The 22,616-nt window shown below is 59.2% G+C and carries 17 protein-coding genes; 11 read left to right on the forward strand and 6 right to left on the reverse strand.

Going from position 1 to position 22,616, the window contains the following annotated elements:
• Positions 1-28: 28 nt before the first annotated feature.
• From RA29_RS17505 to RA29_RS17525, 5 genes are all read right to left on the reverse strand, one after another.
• Positions 29-1,213: a hypothetical protein gene (locus tag RA29_RS17505; RefSeq protein WP_039688404.1), complete on the reverse strand. Its 1,185-nt coding sequence runs from the start codon at positions 1,211-1,213 to the stop codon at positions 29-31.
• 8 nt (positions 1,214-1,221) lie between these two features.
• A complete protein-coding gene (locus RA29_RS22540) occupies positions 1,222-1,629 on the reverse strand; it encodes a PAAR domain-containing protein (RefSeq protein ID WP_082029594.1) in 408 nt (135 codons plus the stop codon).
• A 75-nt stretch (positions 1,630-1,704) separates the two neighbouring features.
• Positions 1,705-1,830 carry a hypothetical protein gene (locus RA29_RS23785; RefSeq protein WP_275041512.1) on the reverse strand — a complete coding sequence of 42 codons (126 nt, stop codon included), beginning with the start codon at positions 1,828-1,830 and terminating at the stop codon, positions 1,705-1,707.
• Between the two features lie 200 nt (positions 1,831-2,030).
• Positions 2,031-3,407, reverse strand: coding sequence for a neuraminidase-like domain-containing protein (locus tag RA29_RS17520; RefSeq protein WP_039688407.1), 1,377 nt, complete (start codon positions 3,405-3,407; stop codon positions 2,031-2,033).
• Between the two features lie 18 nt (positions 3,408-3,425).
• Positions 3,426-5,366: a neuraminidase-like domain-containing protein gene (locus RA29_RS17525; RefSeq protein WP_152613071.1), complete on the reverse strand. Its 1,941-nt coding sequence runs from the start codon at positions 5,364-5,366 to the stop codon at positions 3,426-3,428.
• A gap of 199 nt (positions 5,367-5,565) precedes the next feature.
• Between RA29_RS17525 and RA29_RS17530 the strand changes: the two genes are divergently transcribed.
• The 11 genes from RA29_RS17530 (at position 5,566) to RA29_RS17580 (ending at position 21,623) form a co-directional block, all read left to right on the forward strand.
• Positions 5,566-6,858, forward strand: a complete 1,293-nt coding sequence (locus RA29_RS17530; RefSeq protein WP_039688411.1) for an amidohydrolase family protein — start codon at positions 5,566-5,568, stop codon at positions 6,856-6,858.
• 30 nt (positions 6,859-6,888) lie between these two features.
• Positions 6,889-7,872: a BMP family protein gene (locus RA29_RS17535; protein ID WP_039688413.1), complete on the forward strand. Its 984-nt coding sequence runs from the start codon at positions 6,889-6,891 to the stop codon at positions 7,870-7,872.
• A 3-nt stretch (positions 7,873-7,875) separates the two neighbouring features.
• The gene (locus RA29_RS17540) at positions 7,876-9,189 is read left to right on the forward strand and encodes an amidase (RefSeq protein WP_039688415.1); all 1,314 of its coding nucleotides are present in this window, start codon (positions 7,876-7,878) and stop codon (positions 9,187-9,189) included.
• The gene (locus tag RA29_RS17545) at positions 9,186-10,706 is read left to right on the forward strand and encodes an ABC transporter ATP-binding protein (protein ID WP_039688417.1); all 1,521 of its coding nucleotides are present in this window, start codon (positions 9,186-9,188) and stop codon (positions 10,704-10,706) included. Before RA29_RS17540 ends, RA29_RS17545 begins: the two co-directional genes overlap by 4 nt.
• Complete coding sequence (locus RA29_RS17550) at positions 10,696-11,739, forward strand: ABC transporter permease (protein ID WP_039688418.1); 1,044 nt, start codon at positions 10,696-10,698, stop codon at positions 11,737-11,739. The genes RA29_RS17545 and RA29_RS17550 overlap by 11 nt, the downstream gene beginning before the upstream one ends.
• Positions 11,736-12,677: an ABC transporter permease gene (locus RA29_RS17555; protein ID WP_039688420.1), complete on the forward strand. Its 942-nt coding sequence runs from the start codon at positions 11,736-11,738 to the stop codon at positions 12,675-12,677. The genes RA29_RS17550 and RA29_RS17555 overlap by 4 nt, the downstream gene beginning before the upstream one ends.
• 127 nt (positions 12,678-12,804) lie before the next feature.
• A complete protein-coding gene (locus RA29_RS17560) occupies positions 12,805-14,277 on the forward strand; it encodes a biotin/lipoyl-binding protein (protein WP_193743572.1) in 1,473 nt (490 codons plus the stop codon).
• Complete coding sequence (locus tag RA29_RS17565) at positions 14,270-15,859, forward strand: glycosyltransferase (protein WP_039688424.1); 1,590 nt, start codon at positions 14,270-14,272, stop codon at positions 15,857-15,859. The genes RA29_RS17560 and RA29_RS17565 overlap by 8 nt, the downstream gene beginning before the upstream one ends.
• 97 nt (positions 15,860-15,956) lie before the next feature.
• Positions 15,957-17,372, forward strand: coding sequence for a mannose-1-phosphate guanylyltransferase/mannose-6-phosphate isomerase (locus RA29_RS17570; protein WP_039688426.1), 1,416 nt, complete (start codon positions 15,957-15,959; stop codon positions 17,370-17,372).
• Between the two features lie 203 nt (positions 17,373-17,575).
• Positions 17,576-18,970: a nucleotide sugar dehydrogenase gene (locus tag RA29_RS17575; protein ID WP_052249767.1), complete on the forward strand. Its 1,395-nt coding sequence runs from the start codon at positions 17,576-17,578 to the stop codon at positions 18,968-18,970.
• A gap of 40 nt (positions 18,971-19,010) precedes the next feature.
• Positions 19,011-21,623 (forward strand): calcium-binding protein, encoded by a 2,613-nt coding sequence (locus RA29_RS17580; RefSeq protein WP_039688669.1) that lies wholly within the window; start codon positions 19,011-19,013, stop codon positions 21,621-21,623.
• 27 nt (positions 21,624-21,650) lie between these two features.
• Here the strand turns inward: RA29_RS17580 and RA29_RS17585 are convergent, their stop codons facing one another.
• Complete coding sequence (locus RA29_RS17585; RefSeq protein ID WP_039688427.1) at positions 21,651-22,265, reverse strand: response regulator transcription factor; 615 nt, start codon at positions 22,263-22,265, stop codon at positions 21,651-21,653.
• Positions 22,266-22,616 lie beyond the last annotated feature (351 nt).

Here is a 22,616-nt window from a genome sequence, read left to right on the forward strand (position 1 = left end):
GTTGTACTGAAAGGGGCATCCTGTGGCATCAGACATCAATTCCCGCATTGGTGGCCGGTGGCAAGAGGGTCCGGCGAAGGGCGGCGCATTTGCGCTCTTGGGACCAGTCTTTACGCGACAGACAGACCTTGATGTCCGGTCTTTGAAGGATCGAGGCACCGTAATGCCATAAGATCTCAACGAGGTCCGCGATGTGTTGGTCAGCCCGAAACGCCGTTCGCGATGTTGCAATGCGGCGCAGTTCACTGGCACGTCTCCGGACGTCCTGCGCGGCCATTTCGTTGATCTCGGGATAGGCACGGGAAAGATGACGCGCTATCGCAACATCCAGCTCCGACGCCCGTGCATCACCCAGCGCATCCACTTGCTGCGGATCAAGAGAAAGGGGCTGAAGACCGTCCTGAGAGTTGTCTTCCGCTGTCGGTTCCCGATCGAGCCTGACCACATGGGACAGGGTGCCATCGTGACATATCGCGCCATCCGGGACGACAGCGAACATGGACACCGCTGGCCCCAGCAAACGCGCGTTCTGATCGGGCCGAAGAAGAGACGCAACGACCGCCATGGCTCGGCCATCAGCGTGCCGGAATGCGACCTCCTCCTGACCACTTGCATCGGGATGCCTTGGCCGGGGACGGCGTGCAAGAAGGATGAGGTTCAGACTGCGCAAGTGCCGCCGCAACGTACTTACATCGGTGTCGATGTCTCCATCAACGAACGTTTTACGGGGCGGTAAGACCCAGAAGACCGGGGAAAAGGGCACGCAGTTTTCGATCAATGCGGACAAAACCGCTCGCGTATCTTGCGCGTCCCGCGCGGCAATGCCCGCAGCGCCGAAAACTCCATCCGCTGGGCGGCTTTCACTGTCCGCGAGCTGCGATGCTGCGTCAGCAAGAAAAGCTGCATGCGCCTCCGGATCCGCCGCGATGTTTTCAGGGGCTTTCGGTAGCCCATCCACTGCGTTGACCGGTCGTCTGTCCGGAAAGGCCATCCACGGGCCCGCATCAACTTGGGCACGGGGCAGGCTCCCGCCCCACAGCGGGGTTCCCCAGATATCCAAGTCTTCTAGGGATGCGGATATATCTGCGAACAAGGCGCCATCCAACGCAACGGCAAGCCTGTTGCCATCTGCCAAAGCGCCTTCGACAGCGGCTGCAAGCTCGTCGTACTGCGTCCCCGCAGACCGTGGCGTCAGCACCTCAACTGCAACCATCGCAGCCTCTACGGTTTAAGGAACGGCATTCCTGCCGCTGCCATACTGCGTTGGCATTGTGGCTTGCGGGCGCTGAACGGGAAACTTCTGGTCTTAGCGCCTGCCCCGGAACTCACGGTATCGCCGATGAACACATCCGGGCTGGCCGTTTCAGCAACTCCGCCACAATTGATGCTGTCCCCCTTGCGCCCGGCTGGGGACCCATTCACAAAAACAGAAACCGATCCAGAGGATAGCGCCCGGCTATGCGTACGCGCATGACCTCTCACACAGGCATGAGAGGCAAAACTGTCCCCCTGCCGCATAAGGGGTTTTCCATTGACGAAGACGTCGGGGCTGCCTCCGGTGGCCGGTGTCGGAGGGAAATGGCAGCCATGGCCGGACCCGATATCGCCTTTGCGGTGTGCTGGGGGCATTCACATCTCCAATCTTGATCGTGTGAGGCTGGACATCTCAGATGGGTCACTTGCGGGACAGGGGCGTATAAGGGCTCAAATAGTGTCCTCGCTCAGAGGTACCGTGATGCGCACGATCCGGTCAGCCTGTACGAAATCACGCACCACTTCATCAAAAAGCTCCTGCACAAATACTTTTAACAAACACGCAAAGCGTGCCACGTCCGCATCTCCCTGACGAGTCGATTGCAGCTTGGAGGCGACCGTCGGCGTATCTTCGCGCGTGTGGGAACAGCGATGATCAAGCCAGCAACATGTAGGATCGCTGCCGCCCATCCCAGGCAGATCGCGCCAGGCAGCAGCAATGGATAGTGAAGGTCACCGGCCACGCGCAGGTGCCGCAGCAGGTCGGCAGGCTCACGCTATGAACCGTAGCTGTAGTACCTTCTCTTGCGCACGATCATCTTCGGCGCCTCGCGCCGGATGTTCATCTTGACCGTCCTGGTGGTTTCGCTCGTTCCGTCGAAAGCCAGATCTACCGGCAAAGGCACAAGGCAGTTTACCGTCTCGGATGCCACATGGGTGATAGGGGCAGGCATGGGATCATTGGCAGGCCAAGTCAAGTTGAACGGTGCCGATACCAGTTCTGTTTCGGGCAGGGTGAGTTCGCGGCATTTCTCGCCCGGGGCGCTGACCGTGACAGTCAGTTGTAAGAACAGGCGGGTGCCAGTAGCCTCTCGTGCGCCCAGATTGTCTCCATCGACATAACCCTTTTCTTGGAAGCGATAGGACCTTGGTCCGAGATCGACGCTAACGTCGAGCGTCCCTAGGTTGCCCGAGCCAGCTTCGGCCATACGGAAACGGGTCGACGTGTTGTATGTGTCGGCTTTGAATTCATTAAAGATGCGGAGGTAGTTGCCCTCCGGGGAGTATGAGTTCACCTCCTCGTACTTGAAGTTGAGCGTATTGCCGAGTTCGTGAGTGGCTTCGAAGAACTCTTTGTCCGGAGTTGCCGCGAAAGGCTTGTTGGGGCGGGGATAAACGCTGTCATAACCCTGCGGCGCAGACTCGTCGAAGCTGGTGTTCACCGCTTCATCAAGGATATGCAGTGCGTCGGCCCAGTCGTCGGTCAGGCGAAGCTGTATCGATGTGTCGTGGCGTTTGCTCGCATCGTCGCGAAGCGCAACGCCGAACGTGACGACGATCGCGGTGACGACCTCTTCCTCTGGGTTTGTATTGATCTGTCTCTTACTGAACGTGAAGGCATCTGAAATGCGGGCCGGATGATATGTTCCATCCAGTTGCGGCCGGGTCCCATACCAGACGAACGCATCGTCGACCCCGACCGTCTGGCTTGCGTCGGCCAGATCACCGGATGTGAAGAGCTTGGGCGCGTGCATCGGCCCGGTGAGCGCGCTGGTGTCGCAGCGCATATAGCGGGGATGGATGCGCCAGGCGGTGGCGTCGGCATCCGGGCCCTGATTTTCCAACTTTTCAATCTCGAGCCAGAAAAAGAAGTAGCGGTTACGGAAATAGCAGACCGAAACGTCCGAGAAGAGATCGTACGTGGACGGGATGACGATCTCTTTCCAGAAGGTCCAATCCATCGCCTTGAGGTACTGCGTTGGATCATCGAGATCCGCGATCAATGCGTAGTCCGCGTCGAGCTTGCGGTAGAAGAAGCGGCCCGGTTCCCACTGCGCGCGCGCAAGCAAATGATAGGTGGTCTCGCCCCCGCCCTTGCGGTCGACGAACATGCTGCAGAGCTTGAGATCGCAGCGGCTGGCAAGGCCGGCCATTTAGGTGTTGACCGCCGCCTAGACTGCGTCTGTATCAACGCTCTTGCCAGAGACGGCCTGCAAAAGCTCATCGAATTCCGGCGATGTCACATAGCGCAGTTCAGGCTCGATATAGTTCTGCGGATAGAGGGCGAGCTTCTGATTGACCTCCCATTGGCGATAGTCCTGATCAAGCTCCCACTGCGCCTGCAGGGCGTCCCGATCATAAAAACCAATCTCCGGCTCCAATCCGCTGAGCGCACGACTGATGTAGAGTTGCAGGGAACTTGCCGCCTCGACAATCGGGCTGGTCGGGACCGCGCTGGTGACATCCACATCGAGCAGCAGGTGACGATAAAGCGCGTCGCGGTCCTTGATTGTCTCCGTCAGGTCCAGATCGCCCGCGACTTTCGTTTTCATGTAAGCGGCAACGAGGGCGTCGCGTTTGAGTTCGGCAAAGGCGTGACGGTAAGCGGGCACCTGACTGCCATCATTGAACTGGGCGAGGCCTGCCTCGGCCGCGGTTGCAGCAGCCTGCCAATCGGCCGTCTCGCCCGCGTTCGCGACCGCTTTGAGGGCCAGCAAACCATCTGCGCTGACCGCCAGGTCCTCGGCAAGCCGGACATGGCGGACGATGGTTTCAAGCGTCTCGATATCCGTCGGGACGTGTTCGGGACCGAGGATATCTTGAAGATAGAGGGTCATCTCTTCGGGGGCTGTGCCGAACAGGACAGCAAGAGTGTCGACCGCAGCGATGTGCCAGTCCGTCTGATCCGCATCCTGCTGACCCTCGTTGACGAAGGCAAGGTACCCGCGCCAGGTCGCATCATTCGCCGCGCCGACCTGAAGGGCCGCGAACGCTTGCAAATGGAAGAGTTGATCGAGGCTGAGCGGTTGCAAATTCGCGCCAAAGGTGGCGGAAAGCCAGTGTTGCCTGTGACCCGCGATCCAGAGGTCAATATCACCCAAGCCAAAGGCTTCGATGACGCTAACGTATCGCTTGAGCCCTTCCATCCAGAAAAAACGCTGCCGATCATCACCGTCGTTCAACAGGATATCCAGCAGGTCTAGCGGGCTGGTCTGCGCCCAGCGCGTGAGCGGGTCGGCCCCCGCGGCAGTGAGACTGCGGCTAAGAGTGGCAATATGGGCCAGAACCGCCTGGACCTGATTATCGTGCAACCGCAAGAGCCGTGTCACAAGTTGTTCGCGGCGCGCCGAATTCTGGGGGTGTTCAAGATCTACGGACGCGGTCTTGAGCATGTCAGCAACCACCGTCTCGATCTGATCGACCGTAACGTTGGCGCGGAAGATACCTGACGGATGGAGGATATCGCCTCGCGCCTGCAAGTGCGCCAGCCAGGTCTCGGCCTCGATGAAAACGGGGCCGTGCCAATCCTGGAACTCGAAAAATGTTTCCGCGTGGATCGCCAGCGGTGCGCTTGCGGTCCCAAGGGCGTCGAGCCAGGCGCGGTCAGTGTCGCTCAGGTCGGGCACCGCACCAGCCTCGGTCGGGATCAGAATGGCGCAGAGCGTCGAAGGAGAAATCTCTACGCTGTCCATCCAGCGTGCGAGCGCGGCCAGTTGGTCGAGCGCGTCGCAGAGGCGGATGAGGTCTTCCGGGCTATCTACCTTCATCAGGACTGCCCGGCTCGGGTCTGTATCGGCACCCAGACAGGCAAGAAGCCGAAGGCCGTCCGCGATCGACCAACCGAAGAGACGGAAAACCGTGCGCAGGCGGTAGAGTGCGGCCAGCCCGTTCGCATCGACGCCATCCGAAAGGCTGAAGGTCGGATCGAGCGCATCGGTCAGGGCGTGCAGCTCTGCCGTGGTCAGGCCGAGCCCACGGCAGAGGACAGCTGCCAATGCCGGGTCGGTGACGGGTGTCTCGCCCGCCGCAGTCCAAACCTGCATGGCAGCAGCATCATCGCCGAAGAGCGTGCGCAGGAACGAAACCTCGGTCTGTTCGAGCCCGGCAATCACATCTTCATCCTGTGGGATTATCGCGCCAGTTTCGCACAACGAACTTTGCCGCACGCAAAACCGTCGCCCTATGGTTGAATGCACCGCAATAGCTGCCCGTTTCTTAGTCAGATGACGCTTTTCATGTCACGCAACGCAATCATACGAAGGACACAGAAAACTTTTACCATATGGTAAGGGAATTGAAGGAGATGCCGCGTTGGACTTGATTTTAAGGCAGGCCCGTTTGCCGGATGGGCAAGGTCCTTTGGATATTGGGATCGTCGGAGACAAAGTCGCCGCGATTTCGCCTCACATCAACGCCGAAGCTCGCGCGGAAATTGACGCCACGGGGCAGCTTGTCGCCCCGCCATTTACCGACCCGCACTTCCATATGGATGCCACGCTGAGCCTCGGCTTACCGCGATTGAACGTCTCGGGTACATTGCTGGAAGGCATAGCACTGTGGGGCGAGCTGAAACCATTGCTGACACCAGAAGCCGTAATGGAACGCGCCCTGCGATATTGCGATCTGGCGGTGTCTCAAGGTCTGTTATCAATCCGCACCCATGTCGACGTTTGCGACGACAGGCTGACCGCCGTTGAGGCGCTTATCGAAGTGCGCAAAACCGTTGCCCCCTATATCGATCTGCAACTCGTGGCCTTTCCGCAAGATGGCCTGTTTCGGACAGCCAATTCTGAGAAGAACCTGTTGCGCGCGCTTGATATGGGCGTCGACGTAGTGGGGGGTATCCCACATTTCGAACGTACCATGTCTGACGGCACGCGCTCCGTCCTGCGGTTGTGCGAAATCGCGGCTGACCGTGGTCTCATGGTGGATATTCATTGCGACGAAAGCGATGATCCAATGTCACGCCATGTGGAAACACTTGCCGCAGAGACGACGCGCCTGGGTCTTGGCGGGCGCGTCTCTGCCAGCCATGTCACTGCAATGCATTCCTATGACAATTATTACGCCAGCAAGCTGATACCGCTCATCGCTGAAAGTGAGATGAACGTGATCCCAAATCCGCTGATCAACATCACCCTTCAAGGCAGGTCAGACACCTACCCCCGCCGCCGTGGGTTAACCCGCGTGCGAGAGTTGCGGGCGGCAGGCGTGAACGTGGCCTTTGGCCAGGACTGCACGATGGACCCGTGGTACTCGCTTGGCTCGGCTGACATGCTAGACGTGGCGCATATGGGGGTTCATGCGGTTCCTATGACCTCTCGCGAGGCGATGGAATGGGCCTTCACTTCCGTAACGGTCAACGGTGCGCGCGCCATGGGTCTGCCCGATCCCACAATCCGCGAGGGCGGCCCCGCCAACATGGTTGTTCTTCAAGCCCGCGATCCCATTGAAGCCGTCCGCCTGCGGGCGACACGCCTCGCTGTCATCAAACATGGAAAAGTCATTGCCCGCACGGAACCTCGGGTCGCGCATCTCGACCTCCCAAACCGTGCAGAAACCCTTGATCCGGCCGATTATGCGCCGACGGCCAAAGATCCATAATACGCTGCGACTTAAACGAAAGGACTTACTATGACGTTTACATCCAACCGCCGTCAGCTTCTGATCGGTGCCGCTGCGACACTGGCCTTGCCCGCATACATCCGGCGCGCCAACGCCCAAAGCGCAGTTCGTATCGCAGGTGTGCACAATTCTCCGGTCGAAAACGCATGGAACAGCCGCATCCACCTGGCGTTTCAGGAAGCCGCTGCATCCGGCCTGATCACATATGAGTTTTCTGAAGGCGTTGCGCCAACCGACTACCCGCGTGCAATGCGTGAATACGCCGAAAGCGGCGTGGATCTGGTCTGGGGCGAATCCTATGCGGTTGAGCGCGAGGCGCGCGAAGTGGCTGCAGACTACCCCGACACGGCGTTTTTGATGGGGTCCTCTGGCGGACCGGAAGGCGACAATTTTGGCGTGTTTGGCACCCGCAATCACGAGGCCGCATACCTCGCCGGCATGTTGGCAGGCACAATGTCGGAGTCGAATGTCTTCGGCTCGGTCGGAGGCTTCCCGATCCCAGAGGTGAACTTGCTGATCAATGCGTTCCGCGCGGGCGTCACGGAAGTGAACCCCGACGCGACCTTCCTCAATGCGTTCCTCGGTGCGTGGTTCGATCCGGCCCGCGCGAAAGAGGCCGCCTTGGCCCAGATCGACGCAGGCGCCGATATTCTTTTCGGCGAACGGATCGGCACGGCCGACGCCGCCGAAGAACGCGGCGTGAAGGCGATTGGCTCGCTCATCGACTATACGCCGCGGTATCCCGGCACGGTGTTTGCCAACGCGATCTGGAACTACGGCCCAACCATCGAAGCAATCGTGGCTGATGTTCAGGCGGGTAAGCCAGTGGGACGCGACTATACGGAGTACTCATTCATGGCCTATGGCGGCAATGAACTGATCTATGTCGCCGAGGACGTCCCGGCCGACGCCATTGCACCCATGGAAGCGCGTCAGGCACAGATCAAGTCCGGCGAATGGGACGTGCCGATCAACAACGACGAGCCGGCCTAACACTTGGACGCCACGGCCCTCGCAAATGCCATCGCCCAGGGGCATACGACTGCTTCGCAAGTGATGGATGCCACACTCGCCTGCGCCGACGCGCAGGCGGGCTTGGGCGCCGTGGCCCGACTGCTTCCCCGCGACAAGATCCCTGCCGGGATTGACGGCCCGTTCGGCGGAGTGCCCATGCTGGCCAAGGATCTGGGGTCCCACGCGCAAGGCCTTGCACCTTCTGCCGGGTCAGAGGCGATGCGCGCGCGCATCACCGATCCGCCCGAGGATAGCGATTTTTTCAAGGGTCTTCGGTCGCAGGGGCTAATCCCCGTTGGTCTGAGCACAACGCCAGAATTCGGATTTGCGCTGAGTTCCGAACCTACTAACCAGCCCCCTGCCCTGAACCCTTTTGACATAAACCTATCGCCCGGTGGCTCCTCAGGCGGAGCTGCCGCCGCCGTCGCAGCCGGTATCGTCGCCATTGCACATGCAACGGATGCGGCGGGGTCCATCCGGGTGCCCGCCGCGTGCTGTGGCCTTTGGGGGCTCAAGCCATCGCGCGGGGCGACACCCATGGGACCTGACTTTGGCAATTATCTGATGGGTATCGTCGGCGAAGGTGTCCTCGCGCGGTCCCTGCGCGACATCGCTGCTGCCTTTGCACCATTTCTGCCGCAAGGCACAGCGCCAAAGCGCCCCCGGATCGCGCTAGCGATACCGGAACGCTGCAACACCCTTCAAGCCGACGCAGCACGTCAGGCGGCTGAGCTTTTTAAAGCAGCGGGTGCGATTGTCATACGCCAACCCGCCCCAGATGACCTTGGGCGACAGGCCCAGACAATCGCAGGCCAAATCCTTGCCGTATCGCTGGCAGAGTGGCTGGACGCGCTTGGGATCACGGATGATGAGGTCTCTCTCCTCTCTGCGGCCAATGCCACCTTGGGTCGCGCCATAACCGGTCCGCAAATCTTTGCCCTCAGCCGCCGCATTCAGCAGATCAGCCATGCCGCGCTATCGTTGTTTGCAGATGTCGACGCGATCCTTATGCCCATCCTGTCAGGCCCCCCGCCGCCATTGGGCGCATTCCCAACCGATCACGCAGATGTGGCAGGGCACCTTGCAAAGATGGAAGCGCTGGCACCAAACGCAGCATTTGCCAACATCGCTGGCCTGCCCGCGCTCGCCATCCCTCTGCCCACGTGCGGGCCCACGCCCACAGCCGTGCAGTTGATGGGACCGCGAGGGTCTGACGCCATGCTGCTTGCACTTGCGGCAAAGATCACGCCGCCGCCCATCGCCTATCCAGCGCCAATCGCAGGGATGCCGCAATGACCCCGGTGCTGGAACTTGACGGGATCACCAAGCGATTTGGCAAGCTCACGGCCAATGACGACGTCTCGCTGACCCTCGGACAGGGCGAAATCCTGGCGCTTCTGGGTGAAAATGGCGCAGGTAAGACGACATTGATGAATATCCTCTTCGGCCACTATGCCGCCGACGCGGGCACCGTTAGGGTGTTTGGCCAAGAGTTGCCTTCGGGCCGACCGCGCGCCGCGATTGATGCAGGCGTGGGCATGGTCCACCAGCACTTCACCCTGGCCGGAAACCTGACAGTCCTCGACAACATCATGCTCGGGTCCGAGCCCCTCTGGCGCACAAGATCAGCCCGCACATCAGCGCGCCACAAACTGCTGAAAATCGCCGAGCGCTTCGGCCTGCCAGTGTCCCCCGATGAAAAGATCAGCAGGCTGTCGGTCGGAGAGCGTCAGCGGGTCGAGATCCTCAAGGCACTCTACCGCGACGCGCGTATCCTCATCCTCGATGAACCGACAGCCGTGCTGGCCCGCCCCGAAGCACAGCGCCTGTTCGAGACGTTGAAGGAGATGACGAAAGAAGGGCTATCGCTGATTTTCATCAGTCACAAACTGCATGAAGTCATGGCTGCCTCGAACCGCGTGGCGGTGCTGCGCAGCGGTCGGATAGTTGCTGAGCGCAATACAGCGGACACCAGCGCCGAGGAATTGGCCGAACTGATGGTCGGCCGCAAGGTTGAGCGACCCGTACGCAAGGATCACAAGATCGGCGCGCCGGTGCTTGTTGCCAACTCTGTCAGGGTCGAAGCCGAAGGCAAGGTCAAGCTGGACGATCTGTCTTTCACAGTGTCAGCCGGTGAAATACTCGGGATCGTCGGCGTATCAGGCAATGGTCAGGCCAGCCTGGGCGCGCTTCTCTCCGGACAGACGAAGCCAACGGCAGGCAGTCTTACACTTGAGGAGCAAGACGTCCGCTCGCTCGGTCCCCGCGGGGTGATACGCGCGGGCGTCGGTCGTATTCCCGAAGACCGCCATAGCGAGGGCGTGGTCGGCGAATTGGCGGTTTGGGAAAACGCCGTACTCGAACGCCTGCGCGCACCACATTTCTCCACCCGTGGCTTCGTGCGACAAAGGGCCTGCAAAGCCTATGCCGCCGGGTTGATTGAACGATTTGATATTCGCGGAGCGACCCCGGACACGCGGACGCGGCTGCTATCGGGGGGCAACATGCAAAAGCTGATCCTGGGCCGCTGCCTGTCGATCAGACCCAAGTTGCTGCTGGCCAATCAGCCGACACGGGGCCTTGATGAAGGCGCGATTGCCGCCGTCCATGCCGCACTTCTGGCCGCCCGCAGCGCTGGAGCCGCGATCTTGCTGATTTCGGAAGAGTTGGAAGAGGCCGTCGCCCTCTCTGACCGCATTCAGGCGATGGTCAAGGGCCGCCTGTCACATCCGATCCCAGCCAGCGCGGCAGATCCGCAGCGTCTGGGCCTGATGATGGCAGGTGTCTGGACCGAGGGCGAATATGCGACTTGAACGACGCGCCCACGTGCCAATCCACCTTGTGATCGTGGCGCCCATCGCGGCCATCACTGTGGCCTTGACTCTGGCCGCAGGCCTGATTGCTGCGGCAGGCGTAAACCCCCTGACCGCGTACACCGAAATGCTACAGGGCGCGTTCGGATCCCGGCTTTCTGTGACCGAGACGCTGACCCGCGCAACACCTTTGATCCTGACAGGCTTGGCTGCCGCCATCGCCTTTCGCGCCCGACTTTGGAACATCGGCGGCGAGGGGCAGTTCTTTATGGGCGCGTTGATTACAGCGTGGGTCGGTCATTCGCTCGGGCTGCCGCCCGTTCCCGGCATCGCCGTATTGCTTCTCATCGGCATGGCCGCCGGGGCGGCTCTTTTAGCGGGCCCGACCTACCTGCGTCTGCGCTTTGGGGTCGATGAAGTTGTCACAACGCTGCTTTTGAACTTCATCGTTATCCTGTTGGTCGGCCTGATGGTCGAAGGGCCGCTGCGTGACCCGATGGCCTTCGGTTGGCCCTCTTCCGTGCCGGTCGACAGCGATTTCCGCCTTCCCGACCTCATCGCGCGCACCCGCCTGCATATCGGGTTTCTGATCGCCATTGCGGCGGCTGGCGTGGTCTGGCTAATCCTCGCGCGCACAGTGTTCGGAACCGAAACCCGCGCGGTGGGCCTAAGCCCATCGGCGGCATCCTTTGCGGGAATATCGCTGCCCAGAAACCTGATGGCAGTGGCGCTGTTTTCCGGCGGCATGGCAGGATTGGCAGGATCGATGGAAGTTCTCGGCGTCACGGCAGTGGTCACGACCACGATGTCGCCAGGCTTTGGGTATGCCGGGATTGTCGTGGCCATGCTTGCGGCGCTCCACCCCGCTGGGGTCGTTGCTGCGGCGGTTTTTGTGGCCACGGTCTTCGTCGGTGCAGATGCCATGAGCCGCGCAACCGGGGTGCCCAGCTTCATCTCGGACGTCATCGTGGCGCTGTGTTTGTTGACGATGCTGGTGGCGCTTCTGTTCACAACGTACCGGGTGCGAAAATGATCGAAGCATTGGACCTTCTTGCAAACACCAGCCTTTGGGCGGCGGTGCTGCGTATCGCAACCCCGTTGATCTTTGGCGTGCTTGGCGCGCTGCTCTGTGAACGCGCCGGTGTGCTCAACCTCGGGATCGAGGGGATTATGACCATGGGCGCAATGACGGGCTGGCTGACCGTCTACATGGGCGGCGACCTTTGGACGGGCCTTGTGGTTGCAGCATTGTCAGGGGCCCTCTTCGGGCTTCTGCATGCCATGCTGACGGTACCCCTTGGGCTGTCACAACATGTCTCCGGGCTTGGCGTCACGCTCTTTGCATCAGCGCTGGCCTACTACCTGTATCGCCTGATTGTTGTGGTCGGGGATTTGCCCCCGACGATTGAGCCCTTTCGCCCCTTGGACATACCCATTCTTTCGGACCTCCCAGTCCTGGGCCCGATTGTTTTTCAACAAACCATGCCCACCTATCTGGCTCTGATGTCGGTTGCAGTTTTGGCCTATGTTCTGGCGCGCACACCTCTTGGGCTTGCCATTCGGATGACGGGGGAGAACCCGCATGCGGTCGATGCGCAAGGGCTGAATCCAACCTGGATCCGCATCGGAGCCGTGATTGCCGGGTCAGCCCTGATGGCCGTTGGTGGCGCGTTTCTTACAACCGCGGCATTCAACAGCTTCTTTCCCGAAATGGTGCAGGGGCGCGGCTGGATCTGTATCGCGCTTGTGGTCTTCGCTTCATGGCGGCCCGGAAAAGCGCTGATCGGTGCATTGCTCTTTGCGTTTTTCGATGCATTCCAATTGCGCCTCCAGACAGTGATCGAAGGCGTGCCATATCAACTGTTGCTCATGGCCCCGTACGCGATGTCGATCCTGGCATTGGTTCTTGTCGCGCGCCGTGCTGAAGTGCCCGAGGCGTTGATGACCCCCTTCAGACGCGGAGAACGCTAGATCGCATCGTTTCGTTACTGCGGTCTTGAGCGGCTCAAGGCTGAGCAACAACCATGTGGCATGACTATACTTCTGTATAAACCTTATGGTCTTTTGCAGGCTTGGTTCTCCGTGTGCGCAACACGGTTTGTGGGCTGTTTGGCTATGGTCACATCGCACAACAAAGAGGCTTGCGATGAGAATCCGCCACGAAACTCCAGACGCCGACATGGCTTGGAAAGTTCGCGCACCCCTGGTGTTGGAAACACCTTTGGGGGAATCGGTGCAGATTCAAAGCTGGTCGTTGTCGGGGCTGAGCTGGCCCGAAGGTGCACCAGATTGTCCGAAGACGGGCACACTCAGCGTTCCCTTCCAAGGTGTGGATGTTCGGTTTCCCGTTCGTTTGTCGAATGACATGGAAAACAACCTCGTCCGCCTTGAGGGGCTGAGCGGCAGGCAACGTGAGACTTTGGCCCTGTTCTATCGCTCGTTGTTGTCGGGCAAGATGGCCAGCAGTGGCGAGGTCATCACCAGCCTCGATACACCTGTCGACCTGGTCCCGATGGAGCAAACCGACGCCGAGCAATCCGAACAACCGGTAAAATTCATTCCCCGGCCTATCCGCGTTGCGTTTAACATCGCCACCTATCTGCTGATCGCCGCAATGGTGGTGGGGGTTATCGGCAACAATATCTTCTCCAGTCTCGACAGGATTGATATTCAACACGGTCGTGTGCTTGCCACCATGTACCCAGCTTTTCCGTCTCAGGGCGCTTTTGTCGAAAGTGTCGAGGTATCAGCCGGGCAACAAGTTAACGCTGGCGATATCCTTGTCCGGCTGCGCGATCCTGAAACGCTTGCGCGGTTGGAACAGATAGAAACCGAACTTGCTGTCGCAACGGCAGAGCATGACCGCAGTCTTGCTACTCAGTACGATTTGGCGGCGCAAGAAGCGGTAGACGACGTTGCCTTGCGGATGGCCATTGCAGCACGGACCTACACGGGCTTTCTGGGCAAAGGTGGGTTTGACGATTTGCGTCAACAATGGGTGGCCATGCGCGGGCGCAATGATGACCTTGCGGCTATCTCGGACCCGGTGACGATTGTTGCCGATCTGGTCGCCAGCGAAGCTGCGCGTCGGGCTGCTCGGGTCGCCAGCATTCAAGCTGACCGCGATGCATTGCTCGAATTAGTCGACCGCGGACACATACGTGCACCGTCAGATGGTTTGGTACATGATGTTCGCTTGCAAACCGGACAACCTTTTGGAGTGCAACAGGACGCGCTTGTGTTTGAACACGCGGAACCGCGTGTCACTGTCGGCTGGGTCTCGGAGAAATTTGCTGAGACGCTGTATATCGGGATGCCGGCCACGATCGGACTGAACGAGAGCGGCGAAAAGATCACGCTTGAGGGGGCGGTCACGGATGTAAGGGCGGGCGACCATCCGGAGAGGCCCGGCGAGTTTGGCATAATGGTGACTGTTTCGGCCGTCGGGCTGGACGCCCAAGCAACCAAAGCCCGGTTGCGCCTGGGGGCGCCGGTCAATCTGGAGGCAAAGCGGCAGATGGGCCAGCGGCTTCGTGGCTGGCTGGCCGACAAGGGCCTTTGGCATGGCTGAGGAAATGTCGGAATACGCCTTTGACAAGGACCTGACGCGCAGGTTGCGTGAATTACAAAAACCGGTGCCGAACTACTTTGCGCGTTGGTCCCTGCCGCAATTCACGCTGTTCCTTCTGCTGTTCATGGGGCTCCTGTGGCTTTTGGCCAGTGTACCCAACCGTTTTGCCAATCCTTCGACCCTGCATGTGACTGTGGTTCTTGGCACACTGGGCCTTTGGCGGTTCGGTTGGTGGTTTACCCACGCCATGCGCGCACAGGTCTATGCCCGCACCAAGTGGCCGGGCATGCGCAAGCGCGCCGATGCTCTTTGGGAAGCTGGCTGGCGGCCCAAACGATTGCATATCCAGATGACCACCTATTTCGAAGAGCCGTCGATCACCAAGCGCGTCATTGGATCGATCCTGGGACAGATCAAGCGCGAGGGTATCCCAACCTCGCTCTATATCGGCACCGGCAGCGCCTATGACGAGCAGATCATCCGCGACTTTGTCGAGACCTATGCGCAGGACATCCCCGACGATCTGGCCGAACTGATCTTCATTCGGCAGAACCAGCCAGGCAAGCGCATGGCCATCGGTCTGATCCTGCGCGCGATTGCGCGGTCGGGCGCCGCTCACGATGACCTTGTGATCTTTATGGACGGCGACGCGCTTTATGGCGGTGACGTGCTCCGCAAGACGCTGTCGATGTTTGGAAGCGACCCCGAGCTGCAGGCCCTGACTACCGATGAAGAGGTGATCTGCTATGGCCCGACATGGATTTCAAAATGGCTGGATATGCGGTTTGCCCAGCGCCGGTTGGCGATGCAAAGCCACGCGCTGTCAAACCGGGTGCTGACCCTTACTGGCCGCATGAGCGTTTTTCGCGCACGCCATATCCTCGATGAAAAGTTCATTCGCACGATCGAGGCCGACCATCTGAACCACTGGCTTTGGGGCCGCTTCCGCTTCTTGTCCGGGGATGACAAATCCACCTGGTACAGGTTGCTCAGCGTAGGCGCCAAAATGACCTATGTGCCCGACGCAACCGTCTACACAATCGAGGTGATCAAGGAAAACGGCCTGATGCGGATGGTACAGAACTTCCGGCGTTGGTCGGGCAACATGCTGCGCAACGGCGCGCGCGCCATTGCCCTGGGCCCGACGGCCATGCCGTTTTTCATCTGGTGGTGCGTGGTAGATCAGCGGCTGGCAATGTGGACCATGATGGTCAGCCCGGTCATGGCGGTCTTGGGCAGCATGATTGCACCGGGCTACTTCTGGAACTGTCTGATCTGGGTGTTATTCTCGCGCATCGTGCTGTGCCTGTTCCTGTTCGGCTACAGCCGCAAAGCAGACATGACTTGGCCGTTCATCCTGTATCTGAACCAGGTCATCAACGCGTCTGTGAAAATCTACATGATTTTCCATCTCTCCAAACAAAAATGGTCGAATAGAGGCAACCAGAGCTCTGGCGACGGCTCCGGCCTGACCGAGACGGCTAAATGCGGGTTTGCAAAGTTCCAGCTGGTTACCTCACTGTCCGCTTTTTTGATGCTCATCATGATTTACGTGGGCCTGATCGAAAGCCCTTTCAGCTAGTTGGACTATCCTTTCGATAGCTCACTTAACCCTCAGATATCAAAAAAGAATATCAGGCGCTGATAGGATGACCCCATCAAACAAACGAGGTATTCAAATGATCTATCCTGTTATCCTTGCTGGCGGCGCCGGCACCCGCCTGTGGCCCGTGTCCCGCAAAAGCTACCCCAAGCAATTCGCAGCGCTGATCGACGGCGAAAGCCTGTTTCAACGCACGATACAGCGCGTTTCGGGCAAGGGTTTTGCCGAGCCAACGATCATTACAGGCGAAGACTATCGCTTCATCGCAGGTCAACAACTGGCTGATATCGGGGCGACAGCATCGGATCTGATTGTTGAACCCGTAGGGCGCAACACTGCCGCCGCAGTTCTGACGGCAGCGCTGTTGCGCAAGGATCAGCCCGAAGCGGTTCTGGCAGTTTTGCCCAGCGATCACATGATTGAGGATGAGGCGGCCTTCCAAACCACCCTCACCAAGGCGGGCCGCATCGCAGCCAAGGGCACGATCGTGACACTTGGCATTCAACCGGACCATGCCGCCACAGGCTTTGGTTATCTCAAGGTCGAGGGGGGCAACGCGAATACGCTCGTCATCTCTGAGTTTTCGGAGAAACCCGACGCAACCCGGGCCGCGCAGATGCTGGCGACGGGTGGCTGGCTGTGGAATTCGGGCATGTTTCTTTTCCGCGTCGATACGGTGCTGAATGCGTTTCAAGCCCACGCGCCGGATCTGATGGCGCCGGTCGAGGCAGCGATTGCATTGGGCGGATGTGATCTGGGTTTCCAGCGTTTGGCCGAAGATGCCTTTGCCCGCTGTCGGGACATTTCCTTCGATCACGCGATCATGGAGCATATCGACGAGTGTGTGGCGCTGGAATTGACCTGTGGGTGGTCTGATTTGGGCAGTTGGACCGCGCTGAAAGAGCGCGAAGAGAATGACACGGACGACAATGTCACCTCAGGCAACGCAACAGCGATCGACTGCGAAGGCACATTGCTGAAATCCGAAAACCCGGATGTGAAGTTGGTGGGCCTGGGCTTGAAAGACATTGTCGCTGTGGCCACTGATGACGGCATTCTTGTTGCCGACGCAGCACATAGCCCGAAAGTGGGGCAGGTGGTAGATGTCCTACGGGCAGAAGGTGCGTCTCAAGCCGATGGGTTCCGTCGTTGTCACCGCCCCTGGGGGTACTATGAAACCCTGTCTCTTGGTCCGCGCTTTCAGGTCAAACGCATCATGGTCGAACCGGGCGCCAAGCTTTCCTTGCAAAGCCACGTGCACCGTGCCGAACACTGGGTGGTGGTCAGCGGTTCAGCCACAGTAACCGTTGGCGATGAGGTCAAGCTGCTTTCTGAAAACGAAAGCACCTACATTCCGCTCGGTGCGGTACACCGGCTGGAAAACCCAGGAAAGCTGCCCTTGCATCTGATTGAGGTACAATCGGGTTGCTACCTCGGGGAAGACGACATCATCCGCTACGAGGACATATACGATCGCACCGCGGTCGCCTGAGGTTCGCGTCAGGCTGCAGTGCCATCACTCACGGACGCGATCGACCCGCGTGGGAAACCACGCGGGCCTTTTTTATGCCTGGGTATGGCGTTTCTAACCCTTGGTATAGCGTACCACTCATTCGCGCCAAACACCTCACCCTTCGCCACAAATATATTTATTTTCAGATAGTTATAACGATCCTCAGAATGGAGGATCAGATTATGGAACTTAGGAAATTTGACCAGCATGACGGCCAGGTAGTGATCCCGGCCAAGTCGCAAAAATCACGGATCAGCGTCGTTGGCCTGGGGTATGTCGGGGCTGTCTCGACCGCCTGTCTGGCCTCGCTGGGTCACAAGGTGATCGGTGTCGATATTGATCCCGTCAAGATTGACCAGATCGCCCGAGGACAAAGTCCCATCCATGAAGAGATGCTGGGCAAGACACTGGCGCAAGGCGTGCGGGGTGGCCTGATCAGCGCGACGGAAGATCTCGTTGAGGCAGTTCGGCAAACTGACGTGACTTTCGTGTCTGTCGGCACGCCGACCGCTGCCGACGGCGGATGTGACGACAGCTACATCCGACAGTCGGCCAAATCCATGGGCGTGGGCCTGCGCCAGAAAGATGGCTTTCACGTTTTCGCCATGCGCTGCTCGATCCCCCCGGGCACCACGATGAAGGTCATGGCCTCGATCCTCGAAGATATGTCCGGGAAAAAGGCGGGGCGCGATTTCGGGATCTGTTTCAACCCCGAGTTCCTGCGGGAAGGCGTCGCGATTGACGACTTCCACAATCCCCCCAAAACCGTGATCGGCACCAGCGATTTCCGCACGGCAGAAATCATGCGGCGCATCTATGCGCCGGTGGACGCCAATCCGATCCTGACCACGGTCGAGGTGGCAGAAACCATCAAATACATCGACAACGTGTGGCACGCGACCAAGGTGTGCTTCGCCAATGAGGTGGGTCGCCTGTGCAAGCCCTTGGGCGTGGACAGTCACGCCGTCATGGACATCTTCACTCAGGATCAGAAGCTGAACCTGTCGCCGTACTACCTGAAGCCCGGCTTTGCCTATGGCGGCTCTTGCCTGCCCAAGGAAGTGCGTGCGGTCCAGCATATTGCCGAAGGCCTGGGCGTCTCTCTGCCACTCATTGGCAATCTGGATCGCTCCAATCGCGTACAGATCGAGGAGGCGACCCGCATGGCGCGCGCGACCGGGGCGAAGCGCATCGGCATTCTGGGCGTTGCCTTCAAACCTGGCACCGACGATCTTCGTGAAAGCCCAATCCTGGAGGTTATGGCCGACCTGCAAGCCGATGGCTTTGAGCTTTTGGTGCATGACACGGCAGTGACCAAAAACACGCCGCTGGGCGCTTTGCAGGCTTACGTGCAGCATGGCAGCAAAGGTCTTGGCCAGTTGGCGGACACGCTCAAGGACATGCTTTGCGACGATGTGCGCGAGGTGATGGACAACGTGGACGCCGTCATCGTTTGCCACAGCAACAACACCTACCGGCAGGCCATCATCAACGGCCCGGACATCCCGGTGATCGATGTGGTGCGTCTGTTCGACGACGCGCCCCAAACCGCGCAGGTCGATGGCATCGGCTGGTAAGACCTGCACCCCCCTACCCTTCATCAAACGAGGTACTGAAATGACGACGACTGAAACATGGATCGGCACGGGACTGTCCGATCAAAACGAGGGCAGCGGCCAAAATGACAACATGGTCGGCCTTGCTGGAAACGATAATCTGAGTGGTCAAGCTGGGGATGACGCCCTGCATGGCGACTACGCCGAAGAAAACCTGCTGGGCGGCACTGATGGCGCGACATCTTTTTCCGACTACGCGGCCAGCGGTGATTGGCAGGTCGTTGATCTCGAAAATGGTCACCAGGAAATGACACAAGAGGTCACCACGGAAGTGGGCGGTGTGTACAACCTGAACCTTGAGCTGGCCGCGAACTTTGCCGGTGGTCAATCCGGGGCCGCGGTCGAGGTACTGGTTGACGGCACTGTGATCGCCGAATTCAGCTCGCAAAGTGGCGCCTTTGGCGCACATGACGTGCAGTTCACAGCAGAAGACACCAGCGCGCAGATCACCATCCGCTCGGTGGCCGCGGACCACGATGGCCCGCAAATCGATACCTCCGGCCCCATTTTTCACTACGACAAAGAGATGGAGATCGGTGGGCAGACTGTGACCGTTTCGGCTTTCGCAGATGGTCAGTCCAACCTCTATCAAGTGCTCAACGGCACGCTGCATGTGTTTGATGTCGAAACCCAAAGCTACGAGGTGGCGGGCGTGCAGGGCACGGTCAATGTCAACTCGATAGGCTACAATGCGGAAGATGACATGCTTTATGCGATTGCGGTCGGTAACGGTGTGGATGCCCTCGGCCAACCGGTAAGCCGCTCCGACCTTGTGATGATCGATGCCGAGGGCAACAGTTATCTTGTTGGATCGACCCCCTATCGCGCCTGGACCGGTGATTTTGATGATCAGGGCAACCTCTGGTCCTTCCAGTCCAGCATGGACCATATCGCGGTGATTGATGTTGATCAGTTCGATGTGGACGGCAACCCGATCACAACCGTTTATAATATACCCAACGAACTGGTTGACGTGCGCGTCTATGACGTGGCTTTTGACGCCGCATCGCAAAGCTTTTACGGGGTGGCCCGACCAAGTGGAGAAGGGCAGGACACCGTTCTGCTGGTGATTGATATTTCCAGCGGAGAGCCTCAGTTCAGCACCGTTCCCGTAACCTCGACCGTGCTAGACGGGAATACTCTGGACGGGGCTCCAGCGATGACCTTTGGCGCCGCCATCGTGGATGCGGATGGCAACCTCTATGTCGGTGGCAATTCCGGCGATCACGATATGGACGACGCGACAGGATCGTCAGGCGCGATCTATCAGGTGATGATTGATCCACAGACGGGTGAAGCAAGCCTGCACTTGGTCGAGCAAGCGCCCAGCTCCTACTCCAACGATGGCGCGGCGGATCCGACAGCTGAAAGCCCCTTCGCCGAGGTGGACATCGAATCCAGCGTGTTGTTGGCCGATCTGTCCCTGGTGGCCACGACAGAAGGCGCATTGACCTATGACGACACGCTAAGCGGCAATGCCGGGCACGATACACTGTCGGGCGGCATCGGAACGGATGTGCTGATCGGCGGCAGCGCCGGCGACACGCTAGAAGGCGATGACGGCGCAGACAATCTGCATGGCGGTGCAGGCGAAGACAGCGCCAGCGGTATCATCTCGACCTATGACGAGAATGGTGTGCGCTATGATCAGTATGGCAACATCCTGCCCGAGGATGACGATATCCTCATGGGCGGGGCCGGAGAGGACACGCTGTCCGGGTCTGCCGGGCATGACACACTTGATGGCGGAGACGCCGATGACATCCTGAACGGGGGGTCTGGATCGGACGCACTTTACGGAGGAGACGGCGCCGACAACCTGAGCGGTGGGTCCGAGGCAGACTTCCTGTCTGGCGGTGATGGCGATGACCAACTGCACGGCGGCTCTGGTGACGACGCACTCTTTGGCGACGATGGCCAGGATATGTTGTCCGGCGGGTCCGGTGACGACGCTCTGTCCGGGAATGACGGTGCGGATAACCTTGCGGGCGGGTCAGGTGACGACACGCTTTCGGGTGGCAGCGGTGACGATCAACTGGATGGTGGGTCGGGCGCAGATTTCTTGCGGGGTGGTCACGGTGATGACAGTCTGAAGGGGGGATCGGGCTCCGATGTACTGGGTGGCGAGGACGGCAAAGATACGCTTGATGGCGGGTCAGGTCATGACATCCTGTCGGGCGGTGATGGCCGCGACACTCTGAAAGGTGGCTCGGGCGATGACCAGCTCAGCGGCGGCAGCGACAACGACTATCTGAACGGTGGATCAGGCGATGACACCCTGGACGGTGGCAGCGGCAAAGACCGGATTTACCTTGGCGCTGGTGATGATGTCGCCACGGGGGGTGCAGATGCAGACCGTTTCGTGTTCCGCAGCAACGACCTTGATGGAGCGATGGACGTAATCACCGACTTTTCGGTGTCTCAGGGTGATCAACTGGATCTGCGCGGTCTGAACCTTGATGCTTCGGGCACGGATATGAGCGACTGGTTCGACAGCAATGTCAGCGTGATCAACGATCAGAGCATTCAAATTGAACTGGGTGCCGGTAGCACCTTACTGTTGGATGACGCTGCCCCGGACCTGGGTCTGCTGTTCGACAGCATGTTGTTCTAGAGTAGGCCTAAAGACGAAAGGCGCGGGTTACTCAAAGCCCGCGTCTTTCGCGATCAGCGCCGCTTGCGTGCGGTTTTTTGCATTCAACTTTTTGCACAGCGTTCGCACATGCAGTTTGATGGTGACTTCCTGTAGATCCAGTTCGCGCGCGATCTCTTTGTTTGACCGGCCACGGCATAGTCCAGCCAGCACTTGCCTCTCCCGTTGGCTCAATTGCTTTGTAAATTCGTTCTCAGCCGCCTCACCTGCATCAGCCAGTACCGAGGCCGGAACAAAGGTCTCTCCCGCGATCATGAAACGCACCGCGTTGACCAGAGACTTTGCAGACATCGATTTGGGCAAATACCCGATTGCCCCACATTCGACGGCCTCTTGTGCGATACGGTTGGGAGCGGTGCCACTGAGGATCGCAAATGGTTGATCCGGGTGGGCCTTGATGGCATCCGAAAGACCATCCAAGCCGTTCATACCCGGCATGCTGAAATCCAGCAAAACCAGATCAAACGGCCCTTTGTTGGCCAGTGTTTTCATCGCCTGCGTATAATCCTCAACAGCGACGACCGCCGCGCGCCCCTCGGATTCGAGATAGACGGACATCGTGTCGCGCACCATCTGATGATCATCTGCCAACAAAATCCGCATTGCCGCCCTCTGTACTCTACTGTTCACATCACATGGTAGCGCACCCGTATAGGTGGAACCAGTCAGGCCGCTATCGTTTCGTCTTACTGCAATAGTCATAGCAATTCCTTACGTTTTCATCGGCTCTGATCTTTCGGACATGGAGGTCCGCCAAAAGCCGGGGCGATTTACTCATCCGGTTATGTCGCAAGGGAAGCAGACACAGCATCAGCGCTTCCAGACAGGGCCGAAGCACCTTGGGTTACCCGAATTATACGAAAGTATATTTTGCTAACCCCCTGCACCTCAGCCACCGAGGCCGGGCCATGGCATACGCATCCTGGAATGCACGATGACCCACGGAGCTTTTTC

The organism is Tateyamaria sp. ANG-S1 (genome assembly GCF_000814025.1).
Taxonomy (GTDB): Bacteria; Pseudomonadota; Alphaproteobacteria; order Rhodobacterales; family Rhodobacteraceae; genus Tateyamaria.

Coding starts and splice junctions, on each gene's coding strand:
- RA29_RS17545 (WP_039688417.1), top strand. CDS start 9,186: ATGACCCCGGTGCTGGAACTTGACGGGATCACCAAGCGATTTGGCAAG.
- RA29_RS17520 (WP_039688407.1), bottom strand. CDS start 3,407: ATGGCCGGCCTTGCCAGCCGCTGCGATCTCAAGCTCTGCAGCATGTTC.
- RA29_RS17505 (WP_039688404.1), bottom strand. CDS start 1,213: ATGGTTGCAGTTGAGGTGCTGACGCCACGGTCTGCGGGGACGCAGTAC.
- RA29_RS17570 (WP_039688426.1), top strand. CDS start 15,957: ATGATCTATCCTGTTATCCTTGCTGGCGGCGCCGGCACCCGCCTGTGG.
- RA29_RS22540 (WP_082029594.1), bottom strand. CDS start 1,629: ATGCCCCCAGCACACCGCAAAGGCGATATCGGGTCCGGCCATGGCTGC.
- RA29_RS17575 (WP_052249767.1), top strand. CDS start 17,576: ATGGAACTTAGGAAATTTGACCAGCATGACGGCCAGGTAGTGATCCCG.
- RA29_RS17555 (WP_039688420.1), top strand. CDS start 11,736: ATGATCGAAGCATTGGACCTTCTTGCAAACACCAGCCTTTGGGCGGCG.
- RA29_RS17585 (WP_039688427.1), bottom strand. CDS start 22,265: ATGCGGATTTTGTTGGCAGATGATCATCAGATGGTGCGCGACACGATG.
- RA29_RS17550 (WP_039688418.1), top strand. CDS start 10,696: ATGCGACTTGAACGACGCGCCCACGTGCCAATCCACCTTGTGATCGTG.
- RA29_RS17565 (WP_039688424.1), top strand. CDS start 14,270: ATGGCTGAGGAAATGTCGGAATACGCCTTTGACAAGGACCTGACGCGC.
- RA29_RS17535 (WP_039688413.1), top strand. CDS start 6,889: ATGACGTTTACATCCAACCGCCGTCAGCTTCTGATCGGTGCCGCTGCG.
- RA29_RS17580 (WP_039688669.1), top strand. CDS start 19,011: ATGACGACGACTGAAACATGGATCGGCACGGGACTGTCCGATCAAAAC.